General features: G+C 61.2%; 25 protein-coding genes and 1 pseudogene. 10 read left to right on the top strand and 16 right to left on the bottom strand.

Annotated elements, in window-relative coordinates:
- Positions 1-11: 11 nt before the first annotated feature.
- Together ACEVBK_RS12890 and ACEVBK_RS12885 are read right to left on the bottom strand one after the other, a co-directional pair.
- Positions 12-500, bottom strand: coding sequence for a tripartite tricarboxylate transporter TctB family protein (locus ACEVBK_RS12890; protein WP_375055345.1), 489 nt, complete (start codon positions 498-500; stop codon positions 12-14).
- 54 nt (positions 501-554) lie between these two features.
- Complete coding sequence (locus ACEVBK_RS12885) at positions 555-1,559, bottom strand: Bug family tripartite tricarboxylate transporter substrate binding protein (RefSeq protein WP_375055344.1); 1,005 nt, start codon at positions 1,557-1,559, stop codon at positions 555-557.
- Between the two features lie 223 nt (positions 1,560-1,782).
- Between ACEVBK_RS12885 and ACEVBK_RS12880 the strand changes: the two genes are divergently transcribed.
- Positions 1,783-1,989: a dodecin gene (locus ACEVBK_RS12880; protein WP_375055343.1), complete on the top strand. Its 207-nt coding sequence runs from the start codon at positions 1,783-1,785 to the stop codon at positions 1,987-1,989.
- Here the strand turns inward: ACEVBK_RS12880 and ACEVBK_RS12875 are convergent, their stop codons facing one another.
- From ACEVBK_RS12875 to ACEVBK_RS12860, 4 genes are all read right to left on the bottom strand, one after another.
- Positions 1,990-2,697, bottom strand: a complete 708-nt coding sequence (locus tag ACEVBK_RS12875) for a response regulator (protein WP_375055342.1) — start codon at positions 2,695-2,697, stop codon at positions 1,990-1,992.
- A complete protein-coding gene (locus ACEVBK_RS12870; protein WP_375055341.1) occupies positions 2,694-4,334 on the bottom strand; it encodes an ATP-binding protein in 1,641 nt (546 codons plus the stop codon). The genes ACEVBK_RS12875 and ACEVBK_RS12870 overlap by 4 nt, the downstream gene beginning before the upstream one ends.
- Positions 4,335-4,444: 110 nt before the next feature.
- Positions 4,445-5,287 (bottom strand): DnaA ATPase domain-containing protein, encoded by an 843-nt coding sequence (locus tag ACEVBK_RS12865; protein ID WP_375055340.1) that lies wholly within the window; start codon positions 5,285-5,287, stop codon positions 4,445-4,447.
- A complete protein-coding gene (locus ACEVBK_RS12860; protein ID WP_375055339.1) occupies positions 5,271-5,951 on the bottom strand; it encodes a DnaT-like ssDNA-binding domain-containing protein in 681 nt (226 codons plus the stop codon). The genes ACEVBK_RS12865 and ACEVBK_RS12860 overlap by 17 nt, the downstream gene beginning before the upstream one ends.
- A gap of 140 nt (positions 5,952-6,091) precedes the next feature.
- Here ACEVBK_RS12860 and ACEVBK_RS12855 point away from each other — a divergent pair, with 140 nt between their 5' ends.
- Positions 6,092-7,066 carry a response regulator gene (locus ACEVBK_RS12855; RefSeq protein WP_375055338.1) on the top strand — a complete coding sequence of 325 codons (975 nt, stop codon included), beginning with the start codon at positions 6,092-6,094 and terminating at the stop codon, positions 7,064-7,066.
- On the opposite strand, the gene galU is transcribed toward ACEVBK_RS12855, so the two are convergent.
- From galU to ACEVBK_RS12835, 4 genes are all read right to left on the bottom strand, one after another.
- A complete protein-coding gene (gene galU / locus ACEVBK_RS12850; RefSeq protein ID WP_375055337.1) occupies positions 7,059-7,964 on the bottom strand; it encodes a UTP--glucose-1-phosphate uridylyltransferase GalU in 906 nt (301 codons plus the stop codon). The two genes, ACEVBK_RS12855 and galU, sit on opposite strands and share 8 nt — an antisense overlap.
- A gap of 78 nt (positions 7,965-8,042) precedes the next feature.
- Positions 8,043-8,327: a ComEA family DNA-binding protein gene (locus ACEVBK_RS12845; protein ID WP_375055336.1), complete on the bottom strand. Its 285-nt coding sequence runs from the start codon at positions 8,325-8,327 to the stop codon at positions 8,043-8,045.
- Positions 8,328-8,573: 246 nt separating this feature from the next.
- Entirely contained in the window at positions 8,574-9,515 is a 942-nt protein-coding gene (locus tag ACEVBK_RS12840) for a sugar phosphate isomerase/epimerase family protein (protein WP_375055334.1), read from the bottom strand.
- A gap of 39 nt (positions 9,516-9,554) precedes the next feature.
- A complete protein-coding gene (locus ACEVBK_RS12835) occupies positions 9,555-10,727 on the bottom strand; it encodes a Gfo/Idh/MocA family protein (RefSeq protein WP_375055333.1) in 1,173 nt (390 codons plus the stop codon).
- 254 nt (positions 10,728-10,981) lie between these two features.
- Between ACEVBK_RS12835 and ACEVBK_RS12830 the strand changes: the two genes are divergently transcribed.
- Positions 10,982-11,998, top strand: a complete 1,017-nt coding sequence (locus ACEVBK_RS12830) for a LacI family DNA-binding transcriptional regulator (protein WP_375055332.1) — start codon at positions 10,982-10,984, stop codon at positions 11,996-11,998.
- 27 nt (positions 11,999-12,025) lie between these two features.
- Here ACEVBK_RS12830 and ACEVBK_RS12825 read toward each other — a convergent pair whose 3' ends face one another.
- The 3 genes from ACEVBK_RS12825 to ACEVBK_RS12815 form a co-directional block, all read right to left on the bottom strand.
- Positions 12,026-12,325, bottom strand: a complete 300-nt coding sequence (locus tag ACEVBK_RS12825; RefSeq protein ID WP_375055331.1) for a YciI family protein — start codon at positions 12,323-12,325, stop codon at positions 12,026-12,028.
- Positions 12,325-12,882, bottom strand: coding sequence for a septation protein A (locus ACEVBK_RS12820; protein ID WP_375055330.1), 558 nt, complete (start codon positions 12,880-12,882; stop codon positions 12,325-12,327). Before ACEVBK_RS12820 ends, ACEVBK_RS12825 begins: the two co-directional genes overlap by 1 nt.
- A 97-nt stretch (positions 12,883-12,979) precedes the next feature.
- Entirely contained in the window at positions 12,980-13,771 is a 792-nt protein-coding gene (locus ACEVBK_RS12815) for an MBL fold metallo-hydrolase (protein WP_375055329.1), read from the bottom strand.
- A gap of 153 nt (positions 13,772-13,924) precedes the next feature.
- On the opposite strand from ACEVBK_RS12815, the gene ACEVBK_RS12810 reads away from it, so the two are divergent.
- The gene (locus tag ACEVBK_RS12810) at positions 13,925-14,554 is read left to right on the top strand and encodes a TetR/AcrR family transcriptional regulator (RefSeq protein WP_375055328.1); all 630 of its coding nucleotides are present in this window, start codon (positions 13,925-13,927) and stop codon (positions 14,552-14,554) included.
- Here the strand turns inward: ACEVBK_RS12810 and ACEVBK_RS12805 are convergent.
- Positions 14,544-15,371: a TIM barrel protein gene (locus ACEVBK_RS12805; RefSeq protein WP_375055327.1), complete on the bottom strand. Its 828-nt coding sequence runs from the start codon at positions 15,369-15,371 to the stop codon at positions 14,544-14,546. The genes ACEVBK_RS12810 and ACEVBK_RS12805 overlap by 11 nt on opposite strands.
- 19 nt (positions 15,372-15,390) lie before the next feature.
- Positions 15,391-16,404, bottom strand: coding sequence for a Gfo/Idh/MocA family protein (locus ACEVBK_RS12800; protein ID WP_375055326.1), 1,014 nt, complete (start codon positions 16,402-16,404; stop codon positions 15,391-15,393).
- Between the two features lie 220 nt (positions 16,405-16,624).
- Between ACEVBK_RS12800 and ACEVBK_RS12795 the strand changes: the two genes are divergently transcribed.
- The 6 genes from ACEVBK_RS12795 (at position 16,625) to ACEVBK_RS12770 (ending at position 24,148) form a co-directional block, all read left to right on the top strand.
- Complete coding sequence (locus tag ACEVBK_RS12795) at positions 16,625-17,635, top strand: LacI family DNA-binding transcriptional regulator (protein ID WP_375055325.1); 1,011 nt, start codon at positions 16,625-16,627, stop codon at positions 17,633-17,635.
- A 395-nt stretch (positions 17,636-18,030) separates the two neighbouring features.
- Positions 18,031-18,954 (top strand): sugar ABC transporter substrate-binding protein, encoded by a 924-nt coding sequence (locus tag ACEVBK_RS12790; RefSeq protein ID WP_375055324.1) that lies wholly within the window; start codon positions 18,031-18,033, stop codon positions 18,952-18,954.
- Positions 18,955-19,010: 56 nt separating this feature from the next.
- Entirely contained in the window at positions 19,011-20,495 is a 1,485-nt protein-coding gene (locus ACEVBK_RS12785) for a sugar ABC transporter ATP-binding protein (protein ID WP_375055323.1), read from the top strand.
- A gap of 22 nt (positions 20,496-20,517) precedes the next feature.
- A complete protein-coding gene (locus tag ACEVBK_RS12780; protein WP_375055322.1) occupies positions 20,518-21,555 on the top strand; it encodes an ABC transporter permease in 1,038 nt (345 codons plus the stop codon).
- A gap of 327 nt (positions 21,556-21,882) precedes the next feature.
- Positions 21,883-23,355, top strand: a complete 1,473-nt coding sequence (locus tag ACEVBK_RS12775; RefSeq protein ID WP_375055321.1) for a sugar porter family MFS transporter — start codon at positions 21,883-21,885, stop codon at positions 23,353-23,355.
- Between the two features lie 40 nt (positions 23,356-23,395).
- A complete protein-coding gene (locus tag ACEVBK_RS12770; protein WP_375055320.1) occupies positions 23,396-24,148 on the top strand; it encodes a sulfite exporter TauE/SafE family protein in 753 nt (250 codons plus the stop codon).
- Between the two features lie 106 nt (positions 24,149-24,254).
- Here the strand turns inward: ACEVBK_RS12770 and ACEVBK_RS12765 are convergent.
- Positions 24,255-25,665 (bottom strand): annotated as a pseudogene (locus ACEVBK_RS12765) (CoA-acylating methylmalonate-semialdehyde dehydrogenase).
- Between the last annotated feature and the right edge of the window lie 105 nt (positions 25,666-25,770).

Genomic DNA, 25,770 nt, shown 5'->3' with positions numbered 1-25,770 from the left:
CGACGGCACGTTTAGAAAGGCAATATTCCCGTGGGGAGATAAACATCCATCACATAGCTCATCATGAAATACAGCGCCAGTACGACACCGCTCGATGCCAGCAAGTTGGCCTTGTGATTGCGGTAGCCGTAGTAGCAGGCCAGGCCGCAACAGAGCAGGATGGAAGTGACAACGAAGCCTATCGGCTGCAGGGCGAAGGCGTAGGCGACAATGGCGACGGACGTGATCACCACCCGCATCCGGGGGCTGGTCCAGAAACCACCGCTTTCCTCGATGATGTCGTCCTGCTCTTCGTCGTCCTGGGCTTTATGCCTGGGTTTTTCCAGGAACAGCAGTATGGCCAGCAGCAGCAGCGCGCTGCCCAGTGCTTTGGGGAAGGCATCCGAGTCGACCGGACGAGGCAGAGAAAACCCCGGGATCTGAAAGGCCATCCAGAGATAGCCCAGGGCGAGCAGGGCCAGGATGATGCCAATCTTCTGGTTGATGTTGAGTTTGTTCATAACAATACCTGTGGTTGCCATGGACGACGGGGAAGACCCCGTCGTCCTTGTCCGTTAGCGCCGCAGCAGGCCCAAGTCACCCAGTATGGTGCTGAACTGGTCGAGCTGGGCATCCAGGAAGACACCGAATTCCTCGCCGGTCTGGAAGGCATCGATCCATCCCAGCTGCTCGCTGGCCTGTTTCCAGGCATCGGTTTTCACCATGCGGGCGAACAGGTCCTCGTAGTAGGCCCGGGCTTCGGGGGACATGTTCTTCGGTCCCATGACGCCACGCCAGATATCGAAGGTGTAGTCGATACCCTGTTCCTTGAAGGTGGGAACACCGGCCAGGGCGCCGCCCAGACGCTCGGGTGAAGAGACCGCCAGGGCGCGCAGGTTGCCGCCTTCCAGCTGGCCCGAGGCCTCGCCGGCGCCGGTGATCACCGCTTCCACATGGTTGCCCATCAGGCTGATCATGGCTTCGCCGCCGCCGGAGAAGGCGATGTAGTTGACACCGCGGGCCTCCAGACCGGCCTCGGCGGCCGCGCCGGCCATGGCGATATGATCCATGGAACCGGCCGCCGAACCACCGCCCACGCTCAGGCTGGGGTTGGTTTTCATCGCTGCGAACAGATCGCTGATGGTTTCATAGGGCGAGTCCTTGCGCACCAGCACGATGGAGTAGTCGGTATTCAGGCGGGCGACCGGGGTAAAGTCCTTGTGACTGAAGCGCGAGGTGCCGGCCAGGGGCACCAGGATAATGGGCGGGCTGGTAGCGAACAGCTTGTGATCGTTCTTGCTGTCGCGGGCGATCTGGGCCCAGGCTACGGCACCGCCGCCGCCGGGTATGTTGATGGCGGCGAAATTCTGCGGCGACAGTTTTTCGCTCTGGATCACCAGGCTGGAAGTGCGCACCAAGGTATCCCAGCCGCCACCGGGGTTGGCGGGGGCAATAAACTCGACCGGCCGGGTGGGTTGCCAGTCCTGGGCCTGGGCCGCAGGCATCTGCGCGCCGAGGGCCAGCAGCGGCAGGGCTGCCAGACTCAGGCGTTTAAAGGGTTTGCGTAGGGTGTTGAACATGCAGTTCTCCTTGGTTCGTCCTTGTTAACATCTGGTGTAAAAATAGATGCATTGGTGTTAAGCAACAAGCTTTGGGGCATAAGTTGAAAAAACAGCATTAAGACGATTTTATTCATTTTGTTCACGGAGGGGGCGGGGTGACGGTGGGGGCGGGGGCTGCTATTGCTTAAGGAGGTCGAGAACGGCCGCCGGTGCGGCCATAGCCCTGAACATGGAGTTACCTATGTCCGAACATGTGTACAAGCTGATAGAAGTGGCCGGCTCTTCCACCACCGGTTACGACGATGCCATCAGGAAAGCGGTGTCCAAGGCGGGCGAGAGTCTGGATCATCTGGACTGGTTCGAGGTAAAGGAAATGCGCGGCCATATCATTGACGGCCAGATAGCGCATTTCCAGGTGGTGCTTAAAATTGGTTTCCGGCTGGATTGATCAGGGATTGAGCCGGTAGCGCCGCTCCGGCCGGCCGACTTCGCCGTAGGCCTGCTCGGCGCAGGCTTTACCCTGGGCCACCAGGTATTCCAGGTAACGGCGGGCGGTGGAGCGGCTGGCACCGATGGCCTTGGCCAGGTCCACCGCGGTTTGCGGCTCCCGGGCCTGGGCCATGGTGCTGAGTACCGTATCCAGGGTCAGCTTGTCGATGCCCTTGGGCAGGCTGCTGCTGGCGGCGGCGGGAGGCGGTTCCGCCACCGCCGGATGGCGGTTGAGCGCCCGATCCAGCTCTTCCTGGCTCATTTCCTGTTTCTGCTCGAGCAGCGCCCGCTCCTTGAGGAAACGGTCCAGCATATGGGCCATGCGCTCGCTTTGGGTGGGCTTTATCAGGTAGTCGAACACGCCGCCGCGCAGGGCTTCCTGGATGGTGTCCACCTCCTTGGCGGCGGTGACCATGACGATGTCGATATGCCGGTAGTGCCTGCGGATCTCCCACAGCAGCTCCAGTCCGGTGGCGTCGGGAATATAGGCATCCAGCAGCACCAGGCTGATCTGCCCGGCATGCTCCGCGAGAAAGGACAGGGCCTCGGCCCGGGTTTTGGCTTCATGCAGTACCCTGAAGCCGGCGGTCTGTTCTACAAACTGGCGGTTGATTTCGGCGATGCGAAAGTCATCCTCGATAATCAGTACGCCGTGGGTCTTGTTCATCCAGCTTTTTCCTCTTGCCTTGCCACCCGATCCTTGGCCAGGGTGACGATAAAGCAGGCCCCGCCCAGATCACCGTCCTCCAGGCTGACGTCCCCATCGTGTTCCAGGCATAACCGGCGTACCAGCGCCAGTCCTATTCCCCTGTGCTTGCCCTGCTTGGTGGTGAAGCCATCCTGAAAAATCTGGGCCAGCAGGCCGGGGTCCACGCCCGGACCGTTGTCTTCCACTTCGAACAGCAACTGCGCACCGAGATCGGTGAAGAACAACCGTACCCGGGGGATGGTGTCCGTTCCCTGCAGGGCGGCGTCCACCGCGTTGTTGAGCAGGTTGCCGAGCACCGACAACAGCACTTCCTGGCCACCGGGGCTGAGCGGAGTATGCAGGGCACTGTGTTCGACGATATCGAGCTGCACGCCTTTCTCCGCCGCGTCCGCCAGCTTGCCGAGCAGGATGCCGCCGACCAGGGGATCGGCCACTTGTTCCAACACCGTTGCCAACTGGGCCTGTTCGCGGGCGGTTTCCTGGTTGATAAGGGCCAGCGCTTGCTGGGGCTTATCGAGCTGCAGCAGGCCGGAAATGGTATACAGCTTGTTGGAGAATTCGTGGGCCTGGACCCGCAGGGCATCCATGTCCTTGCTGACCGCGTTCAGTGCCAGGGACAAATCCCGGATTTCCTGGCGGCTGCGGAAGGTAGCCACGGCGCCTTCCACCTTGCCTGCGTGGATGATGGGCACCCGGTTGACCACCACCGGATGCTCGCCTATCCACATCTCCTGATCGAACTGGCGCTCGCCGCTGGACAGCACTTCCCGCAGCCGGGAATTGGGCACCAGCTCCTGCACCGGCAATCCCAAGGCGTCGCTGTCTGACGGCAGGTCGAGAAAGCGCCGGGCCGCCTGGTTGAGCAGGGTGATGCGCCCTTCCCGGTTGATGGCCACTATACCCTCGTGGATGGACTGCAGTATGGCATCCTTCTCCATCACCAGGCGGGCGATTTCATGGGGCTCCAGGCCCAGGATCACTCGTTTCAGGTGCTGGGCCAGCCAGGCGGCACCTGCCAGCCCCAGCAGCACCATGAGCCCGACCAGTATCCAGCCCAGGGCCAGGTAGTTGTCGATATCGTAGTCGACCTTCTCCAGCATGAAACCCACCGACACGATGCCGACGATGTCGCCGGCGGCATTGAAGATGGGGGCCTTGCCGCGGATGGCTTCCCCCAACGATCCTTCCGCCTCCGAAATGTAGGCTTCACCGCCGATCAGCGCCCGTTCGTTGTCGCCGCCGACCATGGGCAGCCCCAGTCGCTCCGGCAGCGGGTGGGAATAGCGGATGCCGAAGCGATTGCCCACCACCACGTAGCGGGCGCCGGTTTCGATACGGATCTGCTCGGCCAGGGGCTGGATGATGGCCGCCGGCTCCGGAGTATCGAATGCCTCGACGATGGCGGGGATCTGGGCTACGGCCTGGGCCACGTTCATGGCCCGCAGGCCAATCTGTTCGGTGATGATCTGGCCCTGACGGTGGTGCAGGTAGGTGCCCTGCACCAGCAGGGTGGCGGCCACCAGGGTGCCGACCAACAACAGCACCTGGGTGCGGAAGCGGAGCGGGGGGGAGAAGCGCTTTGTGTTAACGGACACCTGAACACTGCCTGTAATAGGGGGCTTGCCCTAGTGTACCCCCCATCTGCCAGCCAGCCCAATACGGGACGGCAATAATGTGAGGGCTGTTCTGCCCGGTGTTTACCGGGCTAGCTCCTGTAGTCACCGATATCGGGTCGGCGGCTGGGGCCGAGCAGGGCCAGGTCGACCGGATGGAAGGCTTTGATGGCCTCGAAGCAGAAATCCCCTACCGCCCGGTGCAGGGCCTGGGGATCGTGGTTGGTGATGATGATCACGCTCTTGGACAGATTACGCCGGCGGCGCAACAAATGCCCCAGAAAGCTGGACTGGCTTTCTGCCAGACGGGTACGGTTGGCGGCGACCTCATCCAGCACCAGCAGGTCGACCTCTTCCAGCGCCCGGCGATACTGGTTACGACTTTCCTGGTCTTCGATCACGCCGAAAAACAGCCGATCCACGACCGAGGCCCACTGCTGGAAGATCACCGACTTCTGGTGCTGACGGATCAGTTCATGGGCGATGGCGCCGGCCAGGGTGGACTTGCCAGTACCGAAGTCACCGTAGATCAGGATGGCGGCCCCGCCTTTTTGCTCCCAGTGGTCGAAGGCATTGATAAAATGATGGGCGGTATCGATATGATGACCGAGCACCGGATCGTTGCCGTCCATATTGGCGAAGGTCCAGTCCGGATTGAGATCCGCCTGGGCCAGCAGGCGCTCGGTGCGCTTCTGGCGTGCCTCCTGCTGGGCCAGACGCACCTCGGCGTTGGCCTGCTGCTCGTACTGTCGCTTGAGGCTGGCATAGTCGTACTGGGGCAGGTTGCCACTGGCACGCAGTCGTTTGATGCGGCTCAGCAACCCCTGTACCTGGCCACCATTCGCGTCGGCGGACAGGTTCCGGTCCGGTCGCTGGCGTCGCCGACGGGCAATGTCGGCCAGGTCGGCGGCAATCTCTTCAGGTGTCTTTTTCATTGCGATCTCCCTGGGCATGGGGGCTTAGGCGGCGGGCTTCTTCCATCATTTCACGGGCGCGCTTGCTGGGGCCGGAGTCGACTTTAGCCGGGATCTGCTGGTAGCCGTTGCTGTCCTGTGGTGCCGGTACGCGTCTGACGCTGCGCTGGTTCTTGAGCTTGCGCACGAATTTCAGCATCCATTGATGTTGGTTTTCAAACACCTCGGGGCGGCCCAGCCAGTAGGCGATGAACTCGCCCAGCTCGGTGTCATCAAAATGGCTGTCCAGCAGGCCGCACAGCCTGGCCAGGCCGTCAAACTGGTCGTCCGGGCGCCACTCGGGGTGCATGGCAAACTGGCGGGAAGGCAGGGGAGCCAATCCCTGCAGCCGCTTCAGCGGCAGTAAAAACACGGCACCATGATAGTGTTGCGGGTTGGGCTTTGCCTGCGGGCTCAGCAGGCCGGCTTCCAGCAGTTCGTCCACCAGCGCGGTCAGCTCCACCGGGGTAACCCGGTAACGAAATTCACCCTCCCCCTGTACCGCCAATGCCTTGCCCAGGCTCGGATAATCGAGGGCCTGGGTATGATCGCCCCGGGCACTGTGCCGGAGGTAAAACTGGTATAAGCTGCGGGCCGGATGGGACAGTCGGGGAGAGGTCAGCGCCTGATATTCTGCCGGAGTCATAATGCCACTGTTGCTGCATGGGGTGGCCATTATCCAACAAAGTGCCGACAGAATACAGCCGGTAGGGTGATGTCGCTGTCACTGTGACTAAAATCGGCTAGGCTCAGTGTATACATCACATTACCCTGCCGCATTGAACTATGTTTGATTTTTGCCCGCTGATTTTACTGATAGAAGACGACCCGGTATTCCGTCGACTGATGGTGGCCTACCTCGAGCTGTGGGGGGCCAGGGTGCTCGAAGCGGACAGCGTTGAAGAAGGACTGCTGCTGGCCGAGCTGAACGGTCCCGACCTGGTGCTGAGCGATTTGCTGCTGCCGGCGCCGGCGGGGCTGGAGGTGATTGCCTGTCTGAAGCGACGGTATCCTGCCCTGCCGGTAATTGCCATTTCCGGCCAGCAGAAAATGGCGGACGTGGCGCGGGCCCTGCGTGCCGGCGCCGAGGACTACCTGATCAAGCCCATTCGCAGCTGGAACCTGGTGGCGGAAGTGATCGTCGGCAGCCTGAAGCCCGATCCCCACAGGTTATTGGACGAGTTGAATGACCATCTGGCCTATTATCGTCGGGAAGATATCGCCGCCAGCCGGCTGCTGCAGAGCTGGCAGCAGCAGCCGGAAAGGGCCCTGGGAGACTGGCGGCTGAGTTGCCGGCAAAGCTCGCCCTGGGTACTGACCGAATACATCACGCTGGATCAGGATCTGCTGTTGCTGCTGGCGGAGTTCGATCCGCTCAATATGGACACGCCGGTGGTCATGACGCTGGTCACTTTCGTACTCAATGAACCCCTGCGGCGCTACGGTAGCGAGCCTGGCAGTGTGCTGAACAGTCCGGCCCGTACCCTGGAATATATCAACCAGCTTATTCTGGACGTGGGGCTGGATACCCGGGTCAACCTGGCTTTGTTTCGGTTGTATGCGGATGCAGGCCGGGTGGAGGTGGCCAACGGTGGTATGGTCGGCAGCGACTGGCTGGAACACTGCGATGCCGGCCCCCTGGGATTGAAGGAACTGACCGCCAACCAGTTTAGTTATCGCTGTTCTTTCCCTCTGAATCTGACCCTCAAGGGCAGTTTTGGCGGCGAGATCCGGCTCACCGCCAACCGTGAACTCACCTGAGCCTGAGTTGCTGCAGATAGCGGGCGAAGTCGGCCCCCAGTTCCCGATGACGCAGGCCATATTCAATATTGGCCATCAATAAACCGAGCTTGCTGCCGCAGTCGTGACTTTTCCCCAGGATATGGTGGGCTTCTACCGGTTCCTGCTCCATCAGCATGGCAATGGTATCGGTCAGCTGTATTTCATCACCCTTGCCGAGCGGCGTTTTTTTCAGTAGCGGCCAGATATTGGCGGACAGGACATAGCGGCCCACTACCGCCAGGTTGGAGGGGGCATCGATCGGCCGGGGTTTTTCGACGATGGCACACAGCGGCGAAGAGGCTCCCTGGCTCAGGAGGCTGCCGTTGATATCGACAACGCCGAATTGATCCACCAGTTCATGGGCGACCGGCTCCACCAGGATCTGGCTGTGACCGTTGTTGTCAAAGGCGCGGATCATGGCGGCCAGGTTGTCTTGCCGCAGATTACAGGCGGCCTCGTCGATCAGCACATCGGGCAGCAAGATGGCGAAGGGGGCGTCACCGACCAGTGGATGGGCGCAGAGGATGGCGTGGCCCAGTCCCTTGGCCTCGCCCTGGCGGACGTGCATGATGGTGACATCGGGCGGGCAGATATTCTGTACTTCGCTGAGCAACTGACGCTTGACCCGTTTTTCCAGGGTGGCCTCCAGCTCGAAGCTGGTATCGAAGTGGTTTTCGATGGAGTTCTTGCTGGCATGGGTGACCAGCACGATCTCCTTGATCCCGGCCTGGACCGCTTCGTTGACCACGTACTGGATCAGGGGCTTGTCGACCACCGGCAGCATTTCTTTGGGGATGGCCTTGGTAGCGGGCAGCATGCGGGTGCCCAATCCTGCGACCGGAATCACTGCTTTGCGAATCAATGGCTGTGAAGACATGGTTCTGACGCCAAAAAACAACGGGCTCGTATCATAACCAATAGCAGCCCTCCCGGCCATGCCCGGGAGGGCTGAAGGTCAGTTACTCAGCAGGTGTCGGTTTTTTTCCACCGTGGCGGGGCCAATACCGCTGACCTTGGCCAGGTCATCGACCGAGCCAAAGGGACCGTTGTTTTCCCGGTATTCCACTATGGCTGCCGCCTTGGCCGGCCCAATGCCGGTGAGCAGGGCGAGCTGATCCTGAGTGGCGGTATTGATGTCGATGCTGGTGATCACGGCTTCCTGGACCGGCTCGTTGGCCAGGACCGGGGTGCCGAGAGCCAGTGTCGCCGCCAGCAGAGTGGATAACAGAGCCTTGTACATACCCGTCTCTCCTTGTTGTTGGAATGATGTCGTCCATTGGACCTATCAAGCCTTGGCCAGGGAGGGAGGTTTGGGCAATGCCGAAGAGAAAAATCCCCCAAATGGGTGAAGACATCGCCCGACAGTGAGCCGGTGCCAAAGTGCAACCTTGATTTCTTCAAGGCCACATAAAGGCATAAACCGGTGCGGCGGAAAGTCGGTGCTATCGCCGACATCCCGCCTTCATTGTCCACCCTCGAGACGCTATTATTTGCTGATGGTCTGCTGCAGGGCGTCGATGGAGGACTGGATGCCCGCCTCGGTGGACATGGTGAAGTCTTCCATCTCCAGGCTGACCCAGTCGTTGTAGCCCTGCATGCGCACCACCGAGAAGAACTCCTTCCACCACTGCAGGTCGTGGCCGGCGCCGACGGCGACGTAGTTCCAGGCGCGGTTGGCCACGTCGGTGACCTCCTTCAGTTCGAGCAGGCCGTTCACATCGGCCAGGCTGCGCTCGATGCGGGTGTCCTTGCCGTGCACGTGGTGGATGGCGTTGCCCAGGGCGCGGGCCGCGGCGATGGGGCAGGCCCCTTTCCAGAACAGGTGCGAGGGGTCGAGGTTCAGGCCGACCTTGGGCCCTACTTCATCGCGCAGGCGGAACAGGGTCTCGGGGTTCCATACCAGCATGGCCGAGAAGTTTTCCAACGCGTATTTCTCCACCCCCACCTCGTTGGCCAGCTTCACCAGCCGGTGCCAGAGCGGGAAGGCGCAGTCTTCCCACTGGTAGCGGTCGCGCTCGGGCATCTCGTCGGGCCAGCTCTTGGTGTAAACCAGCCAGTTCGGCACGCTGTCGCCGGGGGCGGCGGCGGGCAGGCCGGACATGGTGACTATCTTCTTCACACCGATTTCGCCGGCCAGGCGGATGGTCTGCTCCATCTCCTTGAGGTGGCGCTCGCCCATGGCGCCCGGATCGAGCGGGTTAGCCGAGCAGTTGAGCGCGGCGATCTCGAGGCCGCGTGCCTCGATTTCGCCCAGCTTTTTCTTCAGCAGGCCCTTGTCGGCCAACAGTTCGTCGGCGCGGAAATGGGGCCCCTTGGACCAGCCGCCGCCGGTCATTTCCAGGCCTTCGACGCCCAGCGCCACACATTTGTCGAGCATCTCGGTGAAGGAGAGGTTGCCCATCACATCGGTACAGATGGAAAGTTTCATGTTCGTTGATCCTTGGTTGCTAAGACTGTTGATGACCGGTTATTGGTAGTCGACCCAGACGGCGCCGGCGTTGGCCGAGCGCACGCAGTTCTCGAGCCAGCGCACCCCTTCGGTGCCGGCCTCGATGCCCGGATAATGATGGGTGCTCAGGAAGGCCTCGTCGCCGCGTTGTTTGGCGTCGATGGCCTGGGCGATCCACAGGTAGATGTTGGCCCAGCTGTCGCCCAGGCCTTCGGTGTGCAGCGCGCCCATGCGATCGACTGCCAGGCTCTCCTTTTCAAGGTAGGGCATGCCGTGGTGCAGGGTGCGGTTCGGCTCGCCCTGTACTTCATAGATCAACTGGTCGGGGTGGGCGTCGGACCACTCGACGGAGGCCCTGGAGCCGACGAAACGGTAGCGCTGGGAGCCCATGTTGCCGGCGTTCACCGACGACACCCACAGCCGCCCGCGGGCGCCGTTGTCGTAGTGGGTCAGCACGGTGGCGTGGTCTTCGAGCGGTGCCCGGGTCGGAATGAAGGCCTTGCGGTCGCACAGCAGCTTGTCGATCTTCAGGTGCGGCAGCACCACCTCGGACAGGTAGTAGAGGTGGGTGCCGATATCGCCCAGCACGAAGGTCGCCCCCGCGGTGGCGGGGTTGGTCCGCCATTTCACCGCCTCGCCCGCGCCCGTGTCGTCGCCCGAGTTGAAACCATGGGTGTATTGCATGTCGACGATGCGGATATCGCCGAGCATGCCTTTCTTGACCATGGCGGCCATCTGGTGCACCAGCGGGTGGCCGGTAAAGCCGTAGGTCACGCCCACGATCAGTCCCTTTTCCCTCGCCAGTGCCGCCACCTCATCGCACTCGGCGACGGTGAAGAACAGCGGCTTTTCGCAGATGACATGCAGGCCCGCTTCCAGGCACGCCTTGGTGATCTCGAAGTGGGTGAAGTTGGGGGTGGCGATCGACACTACCTCGACGCCGTTTTCACGGGCGGTTTCGCCCGCGATCAGCTCCTGATAGGTGGCGTAGCAGCGATCCTCGGCCACCCCGAGCCGGGTGCCGAAATCGCGGCCGCGGGCCGCGTCCAGATCGAAGGCGCCGGCCAGCAATTGGTAGGTGCCGTCGCGCAGGGCGCCGGTGCGGTGCTTGTAGCCCACCTGACCGGTGCGGCCGCCGCCGACCATGCCCCAGCGCAGGGGCCGCGCGATTGTTCGTTCTCCGTTTATCATGATCTTATCCTCTTCAAAGTGCGACAGTATCGCTCGTGTTCTGTTGATTCTTGCAATCGGGTGCAAGGAAGTTTAAAAATTTTCCCCGGAGCGGGGAAGGTGTTAGTGCACCCGGTTGCAAAATGGTTTCTTAAAAAACCGACACTATGTCGGTAAGTTGGTTACCTTGGGAGAGTATTAATCTCTTTTCTTTTGCACCCGGTTTCAAATACACTAGATCGCATGATAAGAAACTGTCAACAGTAAATTCAAAAATGGTTAAAAACACACAGGAACAGGGTGTTCGCAAGGTTACCGCCAGCGACGTGGCGCAGCGGGCCGGCGTCTCCAAATGGACGGTGTCCCGGGCCTTTACCGAAGGGGCGTCTATCTCTCCCAAGGCACTGGCGCGGGTGCTGCAGGCCGCCGAGGAGCTGGGTTACAGGCCTAACCTGCTGGCGCGCAGCCTGACCACCCGGCGGACCAATATCGTCGGCCTGGTGGTCGACGAGCTGGGCAACCCCAATCTTGCCATGATCCTGGACGAGATCACCCGTCAGCTGCAGCGCAAGGGCTACATGGCCATGCTACTTAACATCACCTCGGAGCAGAGCTACCGCGCCGCCATGTCGCTGGCGGATCAGTTCCAGGTGGATGGGCTGATCTTCCTGGGCACCATACTGAGCGACGAGCTGCTGCAACTGGCGAGGAATATCGGCAATATCCCGCTGATCGTGCTCTACCGCAACAGCGACAACCCGGACATCCATGTGGTCAGCACCGACGGCTGTCGCGCCGGGCAGGAAATCGCCGCCCTGATGGTGGCCCAGGACTATGAGCGCATCGGTTATATGGCGGGCCCGCCGTCGGAAAGCACCCAGCTCCGACGCCTGGACGGTTTTCGGGACGGCTTGGCCGAGCGGGGGAAAGAGCTGGCGTTGATCCTCAGCGCCGAACATTACCAGCGGGAGCAGGGCTACCAGAGCCTGCTCCATTATCTGGACACCACCCCGAGGGAGGCCAGGATAGAAGCCCTGTTCTGCGAGAACGACATACTGGCGATAGGGGCACTGGAGGCGCTGAGGGTGCGGGGGGAGGAAGGCCGCATGGCCATCGTCGGCTTCGACGACATCGAGCTGGCTGCCTCGCCCTGTTACCAGCTGACCACTTACCGGCAGCCGCTGCAGGTGCTGATCAGCGAGGCCATCCGGCGCCTGACGGCGGACGAGTCTCCTTCACGTTACCTGGCGCCGGGCGCCCTGGTGCTAAGGCGTTCTCATCTCAGGGGATAAAAAACCGGCCCAGGGCCGGTTTGGTGCTCAGGGCAGGACTTTCCTGAAGGGCTTGACGATGACGGAGGCGTAGACGCCGGCCTCCCTGTAGGGATCGGCGTCGGCCCAGGCCTGGGCGGCGTTCAGGGAGTCGAACTCGGCGATTACCGTGCTGCCGGTAAAACCGGCCTCGGCGGGGTCTTCGGCATCGATGGCCGGATTGGGGCCGGCCACCAGCAGCCGGCCTTCATCGGCCAGGGCCTGCAGCCGGGCCAGGTGGGCCGGGCGGGCTTCCTGGCGTTTGGGCAGGCTATCGGGAACATCTTCACTGAAGATCACGTACCACATCAGGGTTGTCCTTCTTGTTTGGTGCCGTCCTGTGCCGGCAACTGGCGATAGAGGTAAAAGGCGGTGGCGAAGGTGAAGGCCAGGGTCAGGCCGAGCAGGCCGAATACCTTGAAGTTGACCCAGAATTCCTGGGACAGGTAAAAGGCCACATAGACGTTGAGGGCGCCGCAGAAGGTGAAAAAGCCCGCCCAGGCCAGGTTGGCCCTGTCCCAGATGGCATCGGGCAGCGGCATTTCCTTGCCCAGCATCTGTTTGATCAGGTTCTTGCCGAAACCGTAGCGACCGACCAGCAGGCCGATGGCGAACAGGCCGTTGACGGCGGTTACCTTCCATTTGATAAAGGCATCCTCCCGGAGAAGCACGGTGAGACCGCCGAAGAACAGTACCAGCACCAAGGTGATAAGGTGCATTTTTTCCAGCTTTTTGTGCCTGATCCACTGCACCAGCATCTGCACGCAGGTGGCGGCCATCAGGGCGCCGGTGGCGGCATAGATATCGACCGTCTTGTATACCACGAAGAAGATGATCAGCGGGATGAATTCGGCGAATTGCTTCATAGGAATGACCTGTACTGCGAATGTGCGCCCAGTTTACCCGTGCTCCGGGCCGCTGGCAAAGGTTTGGCCGCCACCGGCGGCGGCCAGCAGGGGCCGGTTAGGCCAGCATGGCCTCCAGGGCGGCCTGATCCGGGCTGGGCACCGGCGGGGCCGTCATGGCCGCGGCCAACAGTTGTACCAGCTCTCCCAGCATCCCCGGCGCCGGCGGCAGATGGCTGCCCAGTACCGTTTCGGCGCCGAGTTGTGCCAACTCACCCAGCCTGGCATTGAGGCGATCCGCGTCGTAGAGGCGCAGCCAGGGGGAGTCGATGGCCGACCAGGTGTGCAGGCCCTGGCGCAGGCTCTTGGCCGTCAGTTCCTCGGTGCTGTCCGCCGGCCCTGGCAGTAGGGTTCCGAAGCAGTCCGAACTGAACAGCGTCAGGGAGCGGGGATCGTACAGGCCCAGGGTTTCCGGGGCGTCGAACACCGGGGGCTGCACAGCCAGCAACTGCCGGTCCCCGACGTCCAGCCGCTGGCCCGGATTGAGCAGGTGCATCCGTTCGGCCGGCAGGCCGTGCATCATCAGCTTGCCCATGCCGATAAAAGTGGTTACTACCCGGGCCTCGGGGGCTTCGGCCAGCACGCTGGCCAGGTTGCCCATGTGATCCGGATCGGCGTGGGTCAGCCAGACCCAGCGCAGCCGGCTTATGTCCAGGCTGGCGCGCAGTGCCGCCATAAAGCCCTCGCGCTGGTGACTGAGTCCGGTATCCACCAGCACCGGTTGCGTCGCCCGGATCAGGTAACTGTTGACCGGTAGAATGCCGAATCCGGGCACCGGGATATGGCCGCCCAGCAGTTCGGTGTCGGCGGCTACCCGCCGGTGATTGATGCCGTTGATTCCTTCCATCATCTTTTGCTCCGTGTTGACCATTGGCATCCGTCCGATGCCAATGGTGTTGTCGTCACTCTCACTTTCATTGAACGTCACTGTTCAATTAAAATTAACGCTACGCCCGGGCAGGGGCGGTTGTCAAGAAATCATTAAACAGTTATGCTCACTCAAATGAAAAAACGTACTTATCAACAAAAACGCCGTGCCGAGCAGCAGGAACAGACCCGGGAGCGTATCGTCGAGGCGACTATGGCGCTGCACCAGGAGTTGGGCCCGCGTGATACCACCATCAGCGCCATCGCCGAACGGGCCGGGGTGCAGCGGCTGACCGTCTATCGCCATTTCCCGGACGATCAGGCCCTGTTCCAGGCCTGCACCTCGCGCTGGCTGGCGCAGCACCGGCCGCCGGATCCCGCGTCCTGGCAAATTATCGACGCTTCCGGGGAGCGGCTGAGAACGGCGCTGGCGCAGCTTTACGGTTATTTCCGGAGCACGGCCCGGATGTGGACCCTGTCCTATCGGGACGAAGCGGAAGTGACAGCGTTGCAAGCGCCGATGGCCCGTTTTCACGGCTATTTGCAGGAGATCAGGGACGACTTGGCGCAGGCCTATGCACCGGCACCGGTGCAGCGGCGGCAACTCGACGCCGTGCTGGCCCATTGTGTGGACTTTCCCACCTGGCAGTCGCTGGCGGCCCAGGGGTTGGATGATGCCGAAATGGTCCGGCTGGTGGAGTGCTGGGTAAAGGCCGTGGCCGAGGCGGCCACGGAGTTAAAACAGGAGAAAGTGCTCAGGCGGTAACGCCCGCGGCAATAAACCGCATGCTGGCCTGTACTGCCGGCAGCGGCTCGTCCAGTTCGCACACTTCCCGCGCGAAGGGTTCGAACGACAAGTAGCCCCGATAACCCTGGCCGAGCAGGGTTTTGATCTGCTCCAGGTTGTGCAGCCGGTCTGCGGGGCCGACCAGCACCCGGTGGGCGTCCAGCATCTGTGCATAGCCAATACTGGTGTCTTCCACCCCGGAGATGTGCACCAGACCGGTAAACTCGGGGAAGAATTCGGTTTCGCCCGCTACCATGTGGTGGAAAGTATCGTGCACCAGGGCGAAGCGATCTTCGCCGTCCACCGCCTTGATGGCGGCCACCGCATTTTTCTTCAGCCGCAGGGAGGAAATGGGGAAGCCCAGCGGCTCCACAAAACCCTTGAGGCCGTGTTTTTCCAGTATTGGCTTGAGTCCGCGCAGGGCCTGCTCCAGGCCGGCCTGCTTCTCTGCGTCCGAGGCCTGGTAGCTGCCGTCGTTGAGTGGGCACATCACCAGGCCGGTGGCGCCACAGGCGGCGGCCAGTTCAGCCAGCGTTTCGGCCTGGGCGGCGCGCTCCTCGCTCCAGATGTTGAACGGATAGAGGGCGTTGATGCTCAGGATCTCGATGCCGAGCTCATGGGCCCGGGCGCCGATGGCGCGGGCGTGGTCCAGCTCGCTGACGCTGTTGTCGGCCACGTCGTTGCGCAGCTCCACCGCCTTCAGGCCCAGGGCCTTGGCGGTATCGAGCAGTTCGAAGGCGTCGAGTCTGGGGGCCGTCATGTGGTTCAGGGAAAAAGTCGGGTTCAGTTGAGACATTTTGGTTCGGCTCCGTACATCATTTGTTGTAGAAGGTGGGGCGCTCGGCCATTTCCACCTGTTCAATCTGGCTACTTTCCTGGGCCTTGACGCAGGCATCGGCGGCCACGGCGGCGGCATAGCCGTCCCAGGCGGTGGGGCCGGACAGCTGTTGCTGTTCAATGCCCTTGATAAAGTCCTGCAGTTCGATGTCGTAAGCTTCGATAAAGCGCTGTTTCCAGTCGGTGAGGATGCTGGTGGCCAGTTTCGCTTCGGTGCGCAGCAGCAGGCTCTGAGGCTCGGGCAGGTTGGCGATACCGGTTTCGCCTACCACCGAGCACTGGATGTCGTAGCCGTACTGGCAGTTGACGAAGATTTCCAGATCGATGCGTACGCCCTTCCGGGTTTCTATCAGCACGATTTGCGGATCGGCCAGGTGCGCGAAACGGTGGCGGGTGCGCTTGGGGTAGACCACCTGCACCGTCTTGTAGTCGTCGTCCAGCAGCCAGCGCAGCACGTCCAGCTCGTGGATGGCGGTGTCGACGATGGCCATGCTGGTGACATAGCTGTCGGGCACGGTCGGATTGCGGTGGGCGCAGTGCACCATCAGTGGCGCGCCGATCTGACCGGCGTCGATGGCCTGTTTCAGTAGCTGGTAGCCCTTGTCGTAGGAACGCATAAAGCCCACTTGCACCAGGCGCTTGCCGGTGGCTACCTCGGCCTCGACGATATTGAGGCAGCCCCGAGCGGTAGTGGCCAGGGGCTTCTCGCAGAACACGTATTTGCCGGCCGCGATGGCGGATAACACGAACTCTTCGTGGGTGGGCCCCCAGGAGGTGACCAGCACGGCGTCCACGCTGTCGGCCTTGATCAGGTCATGGCCGTTGTCGTAAACCTCGGCATCCAGTCCCAAGCGTGCCACCACCGCTTCGGCCTGGGCACGGTTGACGTCGTTCACTGCCACCACCTTGCCGCCGGACAAGGTCTGGGTAATGCGCCTGGCATGGTCTTCGCCGATGGCGCCCGTGCCGATAACACCGATTCTGATTGTCATGATTTCTCCAGATTAAACATGGTCCTGCCGGCCTGCTGCCGGTTAACAGCGATATTCATTCCACCAGGCCTGTACATTTCGATGTTACGGGCCTGGTGGAATTTATGTTTCATGGCAATCACTATAAGCAGTGGTGGGGACAAAACGCCAAGAACGTGATGATGGAAAGCCATCATTGCAGCTATACTGAGGCGATTTTCGAGGCCCGGAGTGTAAAAACATGAAGAAGATCACCCTGGCCGAGGTGGCCAGACGGGCCGGCGTGGGGGAAGCCACGGTGGATCGGGTGCTGAACGAGCGGGGCAATGTGGCGCCGGCCACCGCCGAACGGGTGATCCGTATCGCTCGGGAGCTGGGAATGAAACGGGTGTTGCCGGACGAATGGCGCCGGCTGCGTCACGTGGAGGTATTCCTGAGCGACAGCGATACCTATTTCTTCAAACAGTTGAGCCAGAGCTTTATGGAGGCGGCGGATACCCTGGGCAAACGGCGCCTGGTGCTGCATCGTACCCTGGTGGGTGAGCGGGAGCCGGATCGGCTGGTGAAGAAACTGAACCAGGCCGCCGCCGTGCGGGACGGCATTATCCTGTTTGGCTCGGATCATCCGGCGGTGGTGGCGGCGGTAAATGCCGCCACGGACAAGGGGATACCGGTGATCAGCCTGGTCACCGAGCTGCCGGGTACCCGGCCTCTCGCCCATGTGGGTATCGATCAATATGCCGCCGGGCGCACCGCCGGCTGGTTGCTGGAACAATGGTGCCGGCAGCCTGGAGAAGTGCTGGTGGTGTGTGGCCCACAAGAGGTACTGGTGCACCGGGAGCGGGTGCGGGGCTGCCGGGAGCGATTGGCCGAATCGGCCCCTCATCTGGTGCCCCTGGTGCTGGAGGGCAGGGAGCAGAACCCGCTTATCGAATCCCTGGTGCGGGAACGGCTGGCCACGGGCCGGGTGGTGGCGGTGTACAACACCGGGCCCGGCAACGGCACCATCGCCCGCTTGCTGGCGCGCCATGGCCTGGCTGGTCGTTGCATCTTTATCGGCCACGAGCGGCATGCCACCACCGAAACCCTGCTGCGTCAGGGAAAAATGCACCTGACCCTGGATCAAACCCCCAGGCTGCACGCCTTTCGCGCCCTGGAGCTGCTGCTCTGCCACCTGGAGCAGGGAGCACCGCCGGCCGCCGGGGGACATATCGATTTTTCCCTGATCACCCGGGAGAACCTGGGCCACTGAGCGGTTGCACACCCTCTTTGAAATTTACGTTTCATTTTATTTCGACCTTAAAAGGACTCTTTCGGGTCTGGGTAAGGTCGTTTCCCGCGCCTTTCTCTCTGATTTCACCTTTATCTTACAACATTATGATTTTGAAGAAAATTTAAGGGTCATTCCGTTGCCGTTCCGCCGTGGTTCGGCAGCAGAATACGATCCATGTCAAAGAATTGTTATTTTTTTGATGATTGGGGGTGATAGCGCCTTGCGAAAAATCATAAATTCCAACATTATTAATTTTGAAATAAACGTTCAATTGATGGTTCGCCATTACCGATAGCGATGTTATCGGGCTGTTAGTGGTTGAATAGCCCGGTCAAGGAATGAAACACCCCGGTTTCCCCACAAGGAGTAAGACCATGAAATTCAAAAAGCTGATTGTTGCCTCCGCTCTGGCCGCGACCCTGCCGTTCGGCGCTTATGCCGACGACGTCAAGATTGGCGTTGCCATGGCGATGTTCGACGACAACTTCCTGACCCTGATCCGCCAGGCCATGCAGGAGAAAACTGCGGAGCTCGACGGCGTCAGTGCCCAGTTCGAGGACGCCAAGGCAGATGTGGGCCAGCAACTGCAGCAGGTGGAAAGCTTTATCAGCCAGAAGCTGGATGCCATCATCATCAACCCGGTGGATACCCAGGCAGTCGCCCCCATCATCCGTCGCGCCGAAGCCGCCGGCATTCCGCTGATCTTCGTTAACCGCCGTCCCGAAACCGAGCTGCCCGCCAATATGGCTTATGTGGGCTCCGACTCCAAGGTAGCCGGGGTGCTGCAGATGGAATATATCGTCGAGAAGCTGGGCGGCAAGGGCAATGTGGCCATCCTGATGGGGGCTCTGTCCGACGAGGCCACCCGCGACCGTACCCGCGGGGTGGAGGAAGTGGCCGCCAAGTACCCGGACATCAAGATCATTGCCAAGGAAACCGGCAAGTGGGCCCGTAAGGAAGGCATGGACATCACCAACAACTGGCTGCTGTCCGGCTACGAGATCGACGCTATCGCTTCCAACAACGATGAAATGGCCATCGGCGCCATCATGACGCTGGGACCCAACCGCCTGAAGGACGTGATCGTAGGCGGCGTGGACGCCACTCCCGACGCCCTGGCCTTTGTTGACAGGGGGATGCTTGACGTGACCGTGTTCCAGGATGCCAAGGGCCAGGGGTCTGCCGCCATCGAGACCGCCTACAAGATGGCTAAAGGTGAGGCCGTTGAGCAAAATGTCATGATTCCTTTCGAGTTGGTTACTAAAGACAACTACAAGGACTACGTCGGACGTAACTAAGGCTCGGTATGGGCCCCGCCCGGCGGGGCCCCTTGATACGTCTTGGAGGTAATCAGATGTACCCATATGTGCTCGAGGCCGAAGGCATCAGCAAAGGCTTCCCCGGTGTCAAGGCGCTGGACAACGTCACCCTGAAGATCCGCCCGGGCAGCGTGCATGCCCTGATGGGCGAAAACGGCGCCGGCAAGTCGACCCTGATGAAGTGCCTGATCGGTATCTATACCCCCGATACCGGCACCATCAAGGTCAAAGGCAAGGAAATGAATTTCCGCGATACCATGGATGCCCTGCACTCCGGTATTTCCATGATCCACCAGGAGCTGAACCTGGTGCCCCATATGACGGTGGCGGAAAATATCTGGTTGGGGCGCGAGCCGATGAAAGGCCCTTTCGTCGACCACGACACCCTCTACCGGGAAACCGACAAGCTGCTCAAGCAGCTTAGCATCAAGGTCAAACCCGATGAGCTGGTGGGTGAACTGAGCATCGGCACCCAGCAGATGATCGAAATCGCCAAGGCGGTGTCCTACGACGCGGACGTGGTGATCATGGACGAGCCCACCTCTGCCCTGACCGAAGGCGAGGTGTTCCATCTGTTCCGCATCATCAGCGACCTCAAGGAACAGGGCAAGTCCATTGTCTACATCAGCCACAAGATGGACGAGATTTTCGAAATCACCGATGAAATCAGCATTTTCCGGGACGGCACCTATGTCGGCTCGGACAAAACCGACCATTTCGATCGCCAGAGCCTGATCACCAAAATGGTGGGCCGCGAACTGACCCAGATGTTCCCCAAGTTCAACGACAATATCGGAGAAGAGGTGCTGGCGGTGAACAACCTCTGCCGCGCCGGCAAGTTTCACGATGTGAGCTTTTCGCTCAAGCGCGGCGAGATCCTGGGGGTGGCCGGCCTGGTGGGCGCCGGGCGCAGCGAGGTAATGGAAAGCCTGTTTGGGGTATACCCGGCAGACAGCGGCAGCATAGTGCTGGAAGGGCAGGAAGTACAGATAGGCTCCCCCGCCCAGGCCATCGATCTGGGACTGGCTTTCCTTACCGAAGACCGCAAGAAGTCCGGCCTGTTTCTGGTGCTGTCGGTGCTGGAAAACATGAGCATCGTCAAGATGCCGCAGTACATCGACGGCAAGGGCTTCGTCAAGCACGCCGACATGGCCAGGGACTGCATGGAGCAGATCCAGAAGCTCAATATCAAAACCCCCACCATGGATCAGATCATCAATAACCTGAGCGGCGGCAACCAGCAGAAGGTGCTGATCGCCCGCTGGCTGCTGGCCCAGCCCAAGCTGCTGATCCTGGATGAGCCGACCCGGGGCATCGACGTGGGGGCCAAGGCGGAGATCTACAAACTGATCAGCGAACTGGCCAACCGGGGCGTGGCCATCATCATGGTGTCGTCCGAGTTGCCGGAAATCCTGGGCATGAGCGACCGGGTAATGGTGATGCACGAGGGGCATATCACCGGCATTCTCGATAGAGAGGAAGCCACTCAGGAAAAAATCCTCGAGTTGGCCTCGGAATAAGCGGCTATAAAGGAATATGACTATGGAAAACGTAAAGGCAACGAAAGAGATGGCGGCGACGCAGAATGGCGGCACTGCCTGGAACAATATCAAACGGAAAATGCCCAAGGACATGGGCATCTTCCTGGTGATGATCGGCATCGCCCTGGTGTTCGAAGTACTGGGCTGGGTGTTCCGCGGCCAGTCCTTCCTGATGAACCCGGGCCGGCTGGTGCTGATCGTTCTGCAGGTGGCCATCATCGGCATTATCGCGGTGGGGGTGACCCAGGTCATTATCACCACCGGCATCGATCTTTCCTCCGGCTCCCTGGTGGCGCTGACCGCGGTGGTGGCGGCCAGCCTGGCGCAGACTGCCGACAGCATCTCTCCCATGTACCCGGGCCTGGTGGATCTGCCGGCCATCGTGCCCATACTGGCGGGCATCGGGGTCGGATTGTTGTGCGGCGTGGTCAATGGTTTCCTCATTACCAAGACCGGCATCCCGCCCTTTATCGCTACTTTAGGCATGATGGTGTCGGCCCGCGGCCTGGCCCAGTTCTACACCCAGGGCAACCCCATCAGCTTCCTGTCCGACGGCTTTACCTCCATCGGCCAGGGCTCGGTGCCGGTGGTGATCTTCCTGGTGGTGGCGGTGGTGTTCCATATTGCGCTCAAACATACCCGCTACGGCAAATACGTGTACGCCATTGGCGGTAACATGACCTCGGCCCGGGTATCCGGCATCAACGTCGACAAGTACCTGATCATCGTGTACTCCATTGCCGGGGCCCTGTCCGGGCTGGCGGGCATCGTGATGGCGGCGCGGGTGAGCAGCGGCCAGTCCAGCATGGGCCTGGCCTACGAGCTGGACGCCATTGCCGCGGCAGTCATCGGCGGCACCAGCCTGATGGGCGGGGTGGGTCGCATCACCGGCTGTGTGATCGGCGCCATTATCCTCGGCCTGATGAAGAGCGGCTTTACCTTTATCGGGGTGGACAGCTATGTGCAGGACATCATCAAGGGCGCCATCATCGTCGGTGCCGTGGTCATCGACATGCGCCGCAACAGAGTCAAACGCTGATTACAGACTGCGAGTTTGCCCTTTTTCAGGCAGGCGGCTTCGGCCCCTGCCTGTTTTTTATGGGGCTTCGATTCCCCTACCGCAGCATGAAACAAGCGGTCGTCGTTTCAGCCTGACGGTGCCCGGAGCGCTGCCGAAACGAGATCCCGATCAGACAAAATTTTACATATCAGGCACAAATCGAGATCCTGATCATGGAATTTTTGTTCCAAAATTGTATTTAATGGATTAATTGTTTAGATTTGTGTCCGAGATAAATCAATAACAATAACGTTACCTTGCTTTTACGCAGGCCGATGGCCAGGCAGCTATTCAAACGGAGGCATCATGACGCCGCAAGGAAGATACAACATCAAGTACGTACTGCTGATCTGCGCAGTATCCGCATTGGGAGGCCTGCTGTTCGGCTACGACACGGCGGTGATTTCCGGCGCCATCGGCCCCATCAAGAGCTATTTCGGACTGGACGCCGCCGGTGTGGGCTGGGCGGTCTCCAACGTGGCCATCGGCTGCATCGTCGGTGCCTTTGCCGCCGGTAGCATCGCCGGCAAGCTGGGCCGCAAGAAGGCACTGGTGCTGGCGGCGCTGCTGTTTACCCTTTCCGCCCTGGGCTCCGCCCTGGTGGATACCTTCTCCTGGTTTATCGCCTACCGCCTGCTCGGCGGGGTGGCGGTGGGCCTGGCCTCGGCGGTGTCGCCCATGTACATGTCGGAAGTCTCGCCCAAGGACATGCGCGGCCGGGCGATCGGCATGCAGAACTTCGCCATCGTGTTCGGCCAGGTGGCGATTTTTACCATCAACTACCTGATCGCCAAGGGGGCGAGCGAAGCCTGGCTGGTGGACATGGGCTGGCGGGTGATGCTGGGCTCGGAAGTGATTCCCTGTCTGCTGTTCTGCCTGGTGGTGATGTTTATCCCCGAATCGCCCCGCTGGAACGTGATAAAGGGCAACGACGCCGCGGCCCTGGCCACCCTGCGCAAGATCTACAACGGCCCCTACCCGGAAAAGGTACTCAAGGAGATCAAGGACTCGCTCAAGCAGCGCCGGCTGGAGCAGCAGCAAAAGCGCAAGATCGACTACCGCAACGACAGGGCGTTCTGGTTTATCGCCTTCGTGGGCTGCATGATCGCCGTCCTCCAGCAGACCACCGGCGTCAATGTGATGATGTATTTCGCTCCCGTGGTGCTGGAGCAGGCCACCGGCAACAACGAGGCCGCCCTGTTTATGACCATCTGGATCGGGGTGGTGCAACTGGTCGGGACTACCATCGGCGCCTTTTTGATGGACAGGGTAGGGCGGGTGCCGCTGCTGCGCATCGGCGCCATCGGTTCGACCGTCGGTTTGCTGGTGACCTCCTACTTCCTCTACCAGTCGGTGGATCTCTCCGGGGCCGAGGCGGTGCGCAACGGCTATTTCATCCTCTCCGGCATGCTGCTGTTCATGCTGTTCTTCGCCTTCTCCTGGGCGGTGGGTGCCTGGGTGGTGGTGTCCGAAATCTTCCCCAACCGGATGCGTTCCGAGGGCATGTCGCTGGCGATAGCCGCCATGTGGGTGAGCAACTTCATTATCGGCCTCGGTTTCCCGCTGATGAACGACAACGCCTTCCTGCTGGAGCACTTCAACGGCGCCTTCCCCATGTGGCTGTTCGCCGGTTGCTGTGTGCTGTCCTACTTCTTCGTCAGCCGTTTCCTGCCCGAGACCAAGGGCGTGACCCTGGAGCAGATGGAAGAAACCATGCTGGCCAGGACCAAGCTGGAGGCCAAGGAGGTACCGGTCGAGATGGCCCGGGCCAACGGCTGATATCCGAAACCGGCCCCTGGGCCGGTTTTTTTGAGGGACCATGATGATCACCGATCCTTACTTCTACCTGGTTGCCGTGCCCGCCGTGCTGATCTACGGCATCGGCAAGGGCGGCCTGGGCGGTGCCCTGGGGGTGGTGGCGGTGCCCCTCATCAGTCTCAGCACTCATCCTTCCACCGCCGCCGCCGTGCTGCTGCCGCTGCTGTGCCTGATGGACCTGTTCGCCGTGGCCTGGCACCACCGCCATGTGTGCTGGCGCCAAATTCGCCAGATCATCCCCGGCGCCCTGCTGGGAGTGGCACTGGCGGGTCTGCTGATGGCCCGGGCGCCGGGCTGGCTGCTCACCGGCTTTATCGGTATTGCCTCCATCCTGTTCTGCCTGCACCACTGGTTCAGCCCGCCGGTGCCGGCCCGGCCCGGCGGCCTGGGGCAGGGCACCCTGTGGGGTACCCTCACCGGCCTGTTCAGCACCACCATCCACGCCGGCGGGGCGCCGGCCAGCATGTACCTGCTGCCCCAGCAACTGGAGAAGCGGCTGCTAATCGGCACCATGGCGGTGCTGTTCGCGCTGGTCAACCTGATGAAGCTGGTGCCCTATGCCCTGCTGGGCCAGCTCAACCCCGGCAACCTGCAGACCTCGCTGATGCTGGTGCCCCTAGTGCCGGTCGGGGTCTGGCTCGGGGTCTGGCTGGTCCGGACCGCCAGCCAGCGGCTGATCTACCGGCTGTGCTACGGGCTCTTGTTCCTCTCCGGCCTGCACTTCCTGCAGCTGAGCCTCCGGGCCTGGTGGTGATCAGCCCGCCCACTGGGTCAATACCTGCCGGTACCGCCACGGTATCGACACGGCCACAGGCCGCTCAGCATACAAGACTTGGAGATCTGCAAGAGCCGTCACGTGGTCACTGCATGGTCGGCATGACGAAATCCGCGCCAGCGCGGATGCCGGTGGGCCAGCGCGAGGTGATGGTCTCCGAACAGTGACGCTTTCCTGCCACCGAAGGAGTGGAATGCCATCGGTACCGGGATCGGCACGTTGATGCCAACCATACCGACCTGGATCTGGTGGGCGAACTCGCGGGCCGCATCGCCGTCACGGGTAAAGATAGCCGTGCCGTTACCGAACTCGTGCTCGTTGATCCAGCGAGCGGCGGTTTCGTAGGAATCCGCACGAGCCACGGCGAGCACAGGTCCGAAAATCTCTTCCCTGTAGATCTTCATCTCCGTGGTGACATGGTCGAACAGCGTACCGCCAATGAAATAGCCGTTCTCGTGCCCCGCTATCTGCAGGTCGCGACCGTCGACGATCAGTTTCGCGCCTTCTTCGACACCGGAATCGATATAGCCGCGTACCCGTTCGAGGTGTTCGCGGGTGACCAGCGGACCCATTTCCGAGGTGGCGTCGGTACCCGGCCCGACATTGAGCTCCCGTACCTTGGCTTCGAGTTTGGCGACCAGGGCGTTGGCCGTTTCCTCGCCAACGGGCACCGCGACGGAGATCGCCATGCAGCGCTTGCCGGCAGAGCCGTAGGCCGCACCCATCAGGGCATTGACGGCCTGGTCGAGATCGGCATCCGGCATGATGATCATGTGATTTTTGGCGCCACCCAGTGCCTGGCAGCGCTTGCCGGTGTGTGCGGCGGTTTCGTAGATGTAACGGGCGATCGGTGTCGAGCCGACGAAGCTCACCGCGGCGATGTCCGGATCGCTCAGAAGCGCATCGACCGACTCTTTGTCGCCCTGGACCATATTGAAAACGCCATCGGGCAGGCCAGCTTCCTTGAGCCACTTGGCGATCAGCAACGATGCCGACGGATCGCGTTCCGAGGGCTTCAGGATGAAGCAGTTGCCGCAGGCCAGTGCGACCGGGAACATCCACATAGGCACCATCACCGGGAAGTTGAACGGGGTGATGCCCGCGACAATGCCAAGCGGCTGTCGCAGCGCATGGCTGTCGACCCGGGTGCCGACGTTTTCGGTGACCTCGCCCTTGAGCAATTGCGGTGCGCCCACGGCGAACTCGACGACTTCCATGCCGCGCTGAATTTCGCCCTTGGCGTCGGAGAGGACCTTGCCGTGCTCGGCGGTGATCACGGCCGCCAGCTCGTCCGTGCGATCCTCCAGGATACGCAGGAAGCGGTTAAGAATGCGAGAGCGCCGCAACGGCGTGGTGCCGGACCAGAGGGGGTAGGCTTTTTTCGCCACCGCCACCACCTCACGCACTTATTCTGTGGTAGCCAGCGGCAGGGTGCCGCTCTGTTTGCCGGTTGCGGGATTGAAAACCTGGCTGGTGTGAGTACTTCGACCTGCCACTTATTGTTCGTTTATGAAATGGTTGATTGTGCGTGGCATATTCAGCACCTCGGTCAAAGTGTCTTTCAATTTAGGTTGATATCGCTGCAATACGCTGCCTTACCG

The organism is Zobellella sp. DQSA1 (assembly GCF_041950555.1).
In the GTDB taxonomy this organism is placed as follows: Bacteria; Pseudomonadota; Gammaproteobacteria; order Enterobacterales; family Aeromonadaceae; genus Oceanimonas.
The sequence above is the reverse complement of the archived record's forward strand: the minus strand, read 5'-3'. Positions and strand labels throughout refer to the sequence as shown.

Excerpts from the sequence above, each read along its gene's own strand:
- ACEVBK_RS12890 (WP_375055345.1), bottom strand. The coding sequence starts at position 500 with ATGAACAAACTCAACATCAACCAGAAGATTGGCATCATCCTGGCCCTG.
- ACEVBK_RS12835 (WP_375055333.1), bottom strand. The coding sequence starts at position 10,727 with ATGATAAACGGAGAACGAACAATCGCGCGGCCCCTGCGCTGGGGCATG.
- ACEVBK_RS12845 (WP_375055336.1), bottom strand. The coding sequence starts at position 8,327 with ATGTACAAGGCTCTGTTATCCACTCTGCTGGCGGCGACACTGGCTCTC.
- ACEVBK_RS12880 (WP_375055343.1), top strand. The coding sequence starts at position 1,783 with ATGTCCGAACATGTGTACAAGCTGATAGAAGTGGCCGGCTCTTCCACC.
- ACEVBK_RS12825 (WP_375055331.1), bottom strand. The coding sequence starts at position 12,325 with ATGTGGTACGTGATCTTCAGTGAAGATGTTCCCGATAGCCTGCCCAAA.
- ACEVBK_RS12790 (WP_375055324.1), top strand. The coding sequence starts at position 18,031 with ATGAAATTCAAAAAGCTGATTGTTGCCTCCGCTCTGGCCGCGACCCTG.
- ACEVBK_RS12770 (WP_375055320.1), top strand. The coding sequence starts at position 23,396 with ATGATGATCACCGATCCTTACTTCTACCTGGTTGCCGTGCCCGCCGTG.
- ACEVBK_RS12885 (WP_375055344.1), bottom strand. The coding sequence starts at position 1,559 with ATGTTCAACACCCTACGCAAACCCTTTAAACGCCTGAGTCTGGCAGCC.
- ACEVBK_RS12875 (WP_375055342.1), bottom strand. The coding sequence starts at position 2,697 with ATGAACAAGACCCACGGCGTACTGATTATCGAGGATGACTTTCGCATC.
- ACEVBK_RS12805 (WP_375055327.1), bottom strand. The coding sequence starts at position 15,371 with ATGTCTCAACTGAACCCGACTTTTTCCCTGAACCACATGACGGCCCCC.
- ACEVBK_RS12840 (WP_375055334.1), bottom strand. The coding sequence starts at position 9,515 with ATGAAACTTTCCATCTGTACCGATGTGATGGGCAACCTCTCCTTCACC.
- ACEVBK_RS12785 (WP_375055323.1), top strand. The coding sequence starts at position 19,011 with ATGTACCCATATGTGCTCGAGGCCGAAGGCATCAGCAAAGGCTTCCCC.
- ACEVBK_RS12810 (WP_375055328.1), top strand. The coding sequence starts at position 13,925 with ATGAAAAAACGTACTTATCAACAAAAACGCCGTGCCGAGCAGCAGGAA.
- ACEVBK_RS12865 (WP_375055340.1), bottom strand. The coding sequence starts at position 5,287 with ATGAAAAAGACACCTGAAGAGATTGCCGCCGACCTGGCCGACATTGCC.
- ACEVBK_RS12800 (WP_375055326.1), bottom strand. The coding sequence starts at position 16,404 with ATGACAATCAGAATCGGTGTTATCGGCACGGGCGCCATCGGCGAAGAC.
- ACEVBK_RS12855 (WP_375055338.1), top strand. The coding sequence starts at position 6,092 with ATGTTTGATTTTTGCCCGCTGATTTTACTGATAGAAGACGACCCGGTA.
- galU (WP_375055337.1), bottom strand. The coding sequence starts at position 7,964 with ATGTCTTCACAGCCATTGATTCGCAAAGCAGTGATTCCGGTCGCAGGA.
- ACEVBK_RS12795 (WP_375055325.1), top strand. The coding sequence starts at position 16,625 with ATGAAGAAGATCACCCTGGCCGAGGTGGCCAGACGGGCCGGCGTGGGG.
- ACEVBK_RS12820 (WP_375055330.1), bottom strand. The coding sequence starts at position 12,882 with ATGAAGCAATTCGCCGAATTCATCCCGCTGATCATCTTCTTCGTGGTA.
- ACEVBK_RS12830 (WP_375055332.1), top strand. The coding sequence starts at position 10,982 with ATGGTTAAAAACACACAGGAACAGGGTGTTCGCAAGGTTACCGCCAGC.
- ACEVBK_RS12775 (WP_375055321.1), top strand. The coding sequence starts at position 21,883 with ATGACGCCGCAAGGAAGATACAACATCAAGTACGTACTGCTGATCTGC.
- ACEVBK_RS12815 (WP_375055329.1), bottom strand. The coding sequence starts at position 13,771 with ATGATGGAAGGAATCAACGGCATCAATCACCGGCGGGTAGCCGCCGAC.
- ACEVBK_RS12780 (WP_375055322.1), top strand. The coding sequence starts at position 20,518 with ATGGAAAACGTAAAGGCAACGAAAGAGATGGCGGCGACGCAGAATGGC.
- ACEVBK_RS12860 (WP_375055339.1), bottom strand. The coding sequence starts at position 5,951 with ATGACTCCGGCAGAATATCAGGCGCTGACCTCTCCCCGACTGTCCCAT.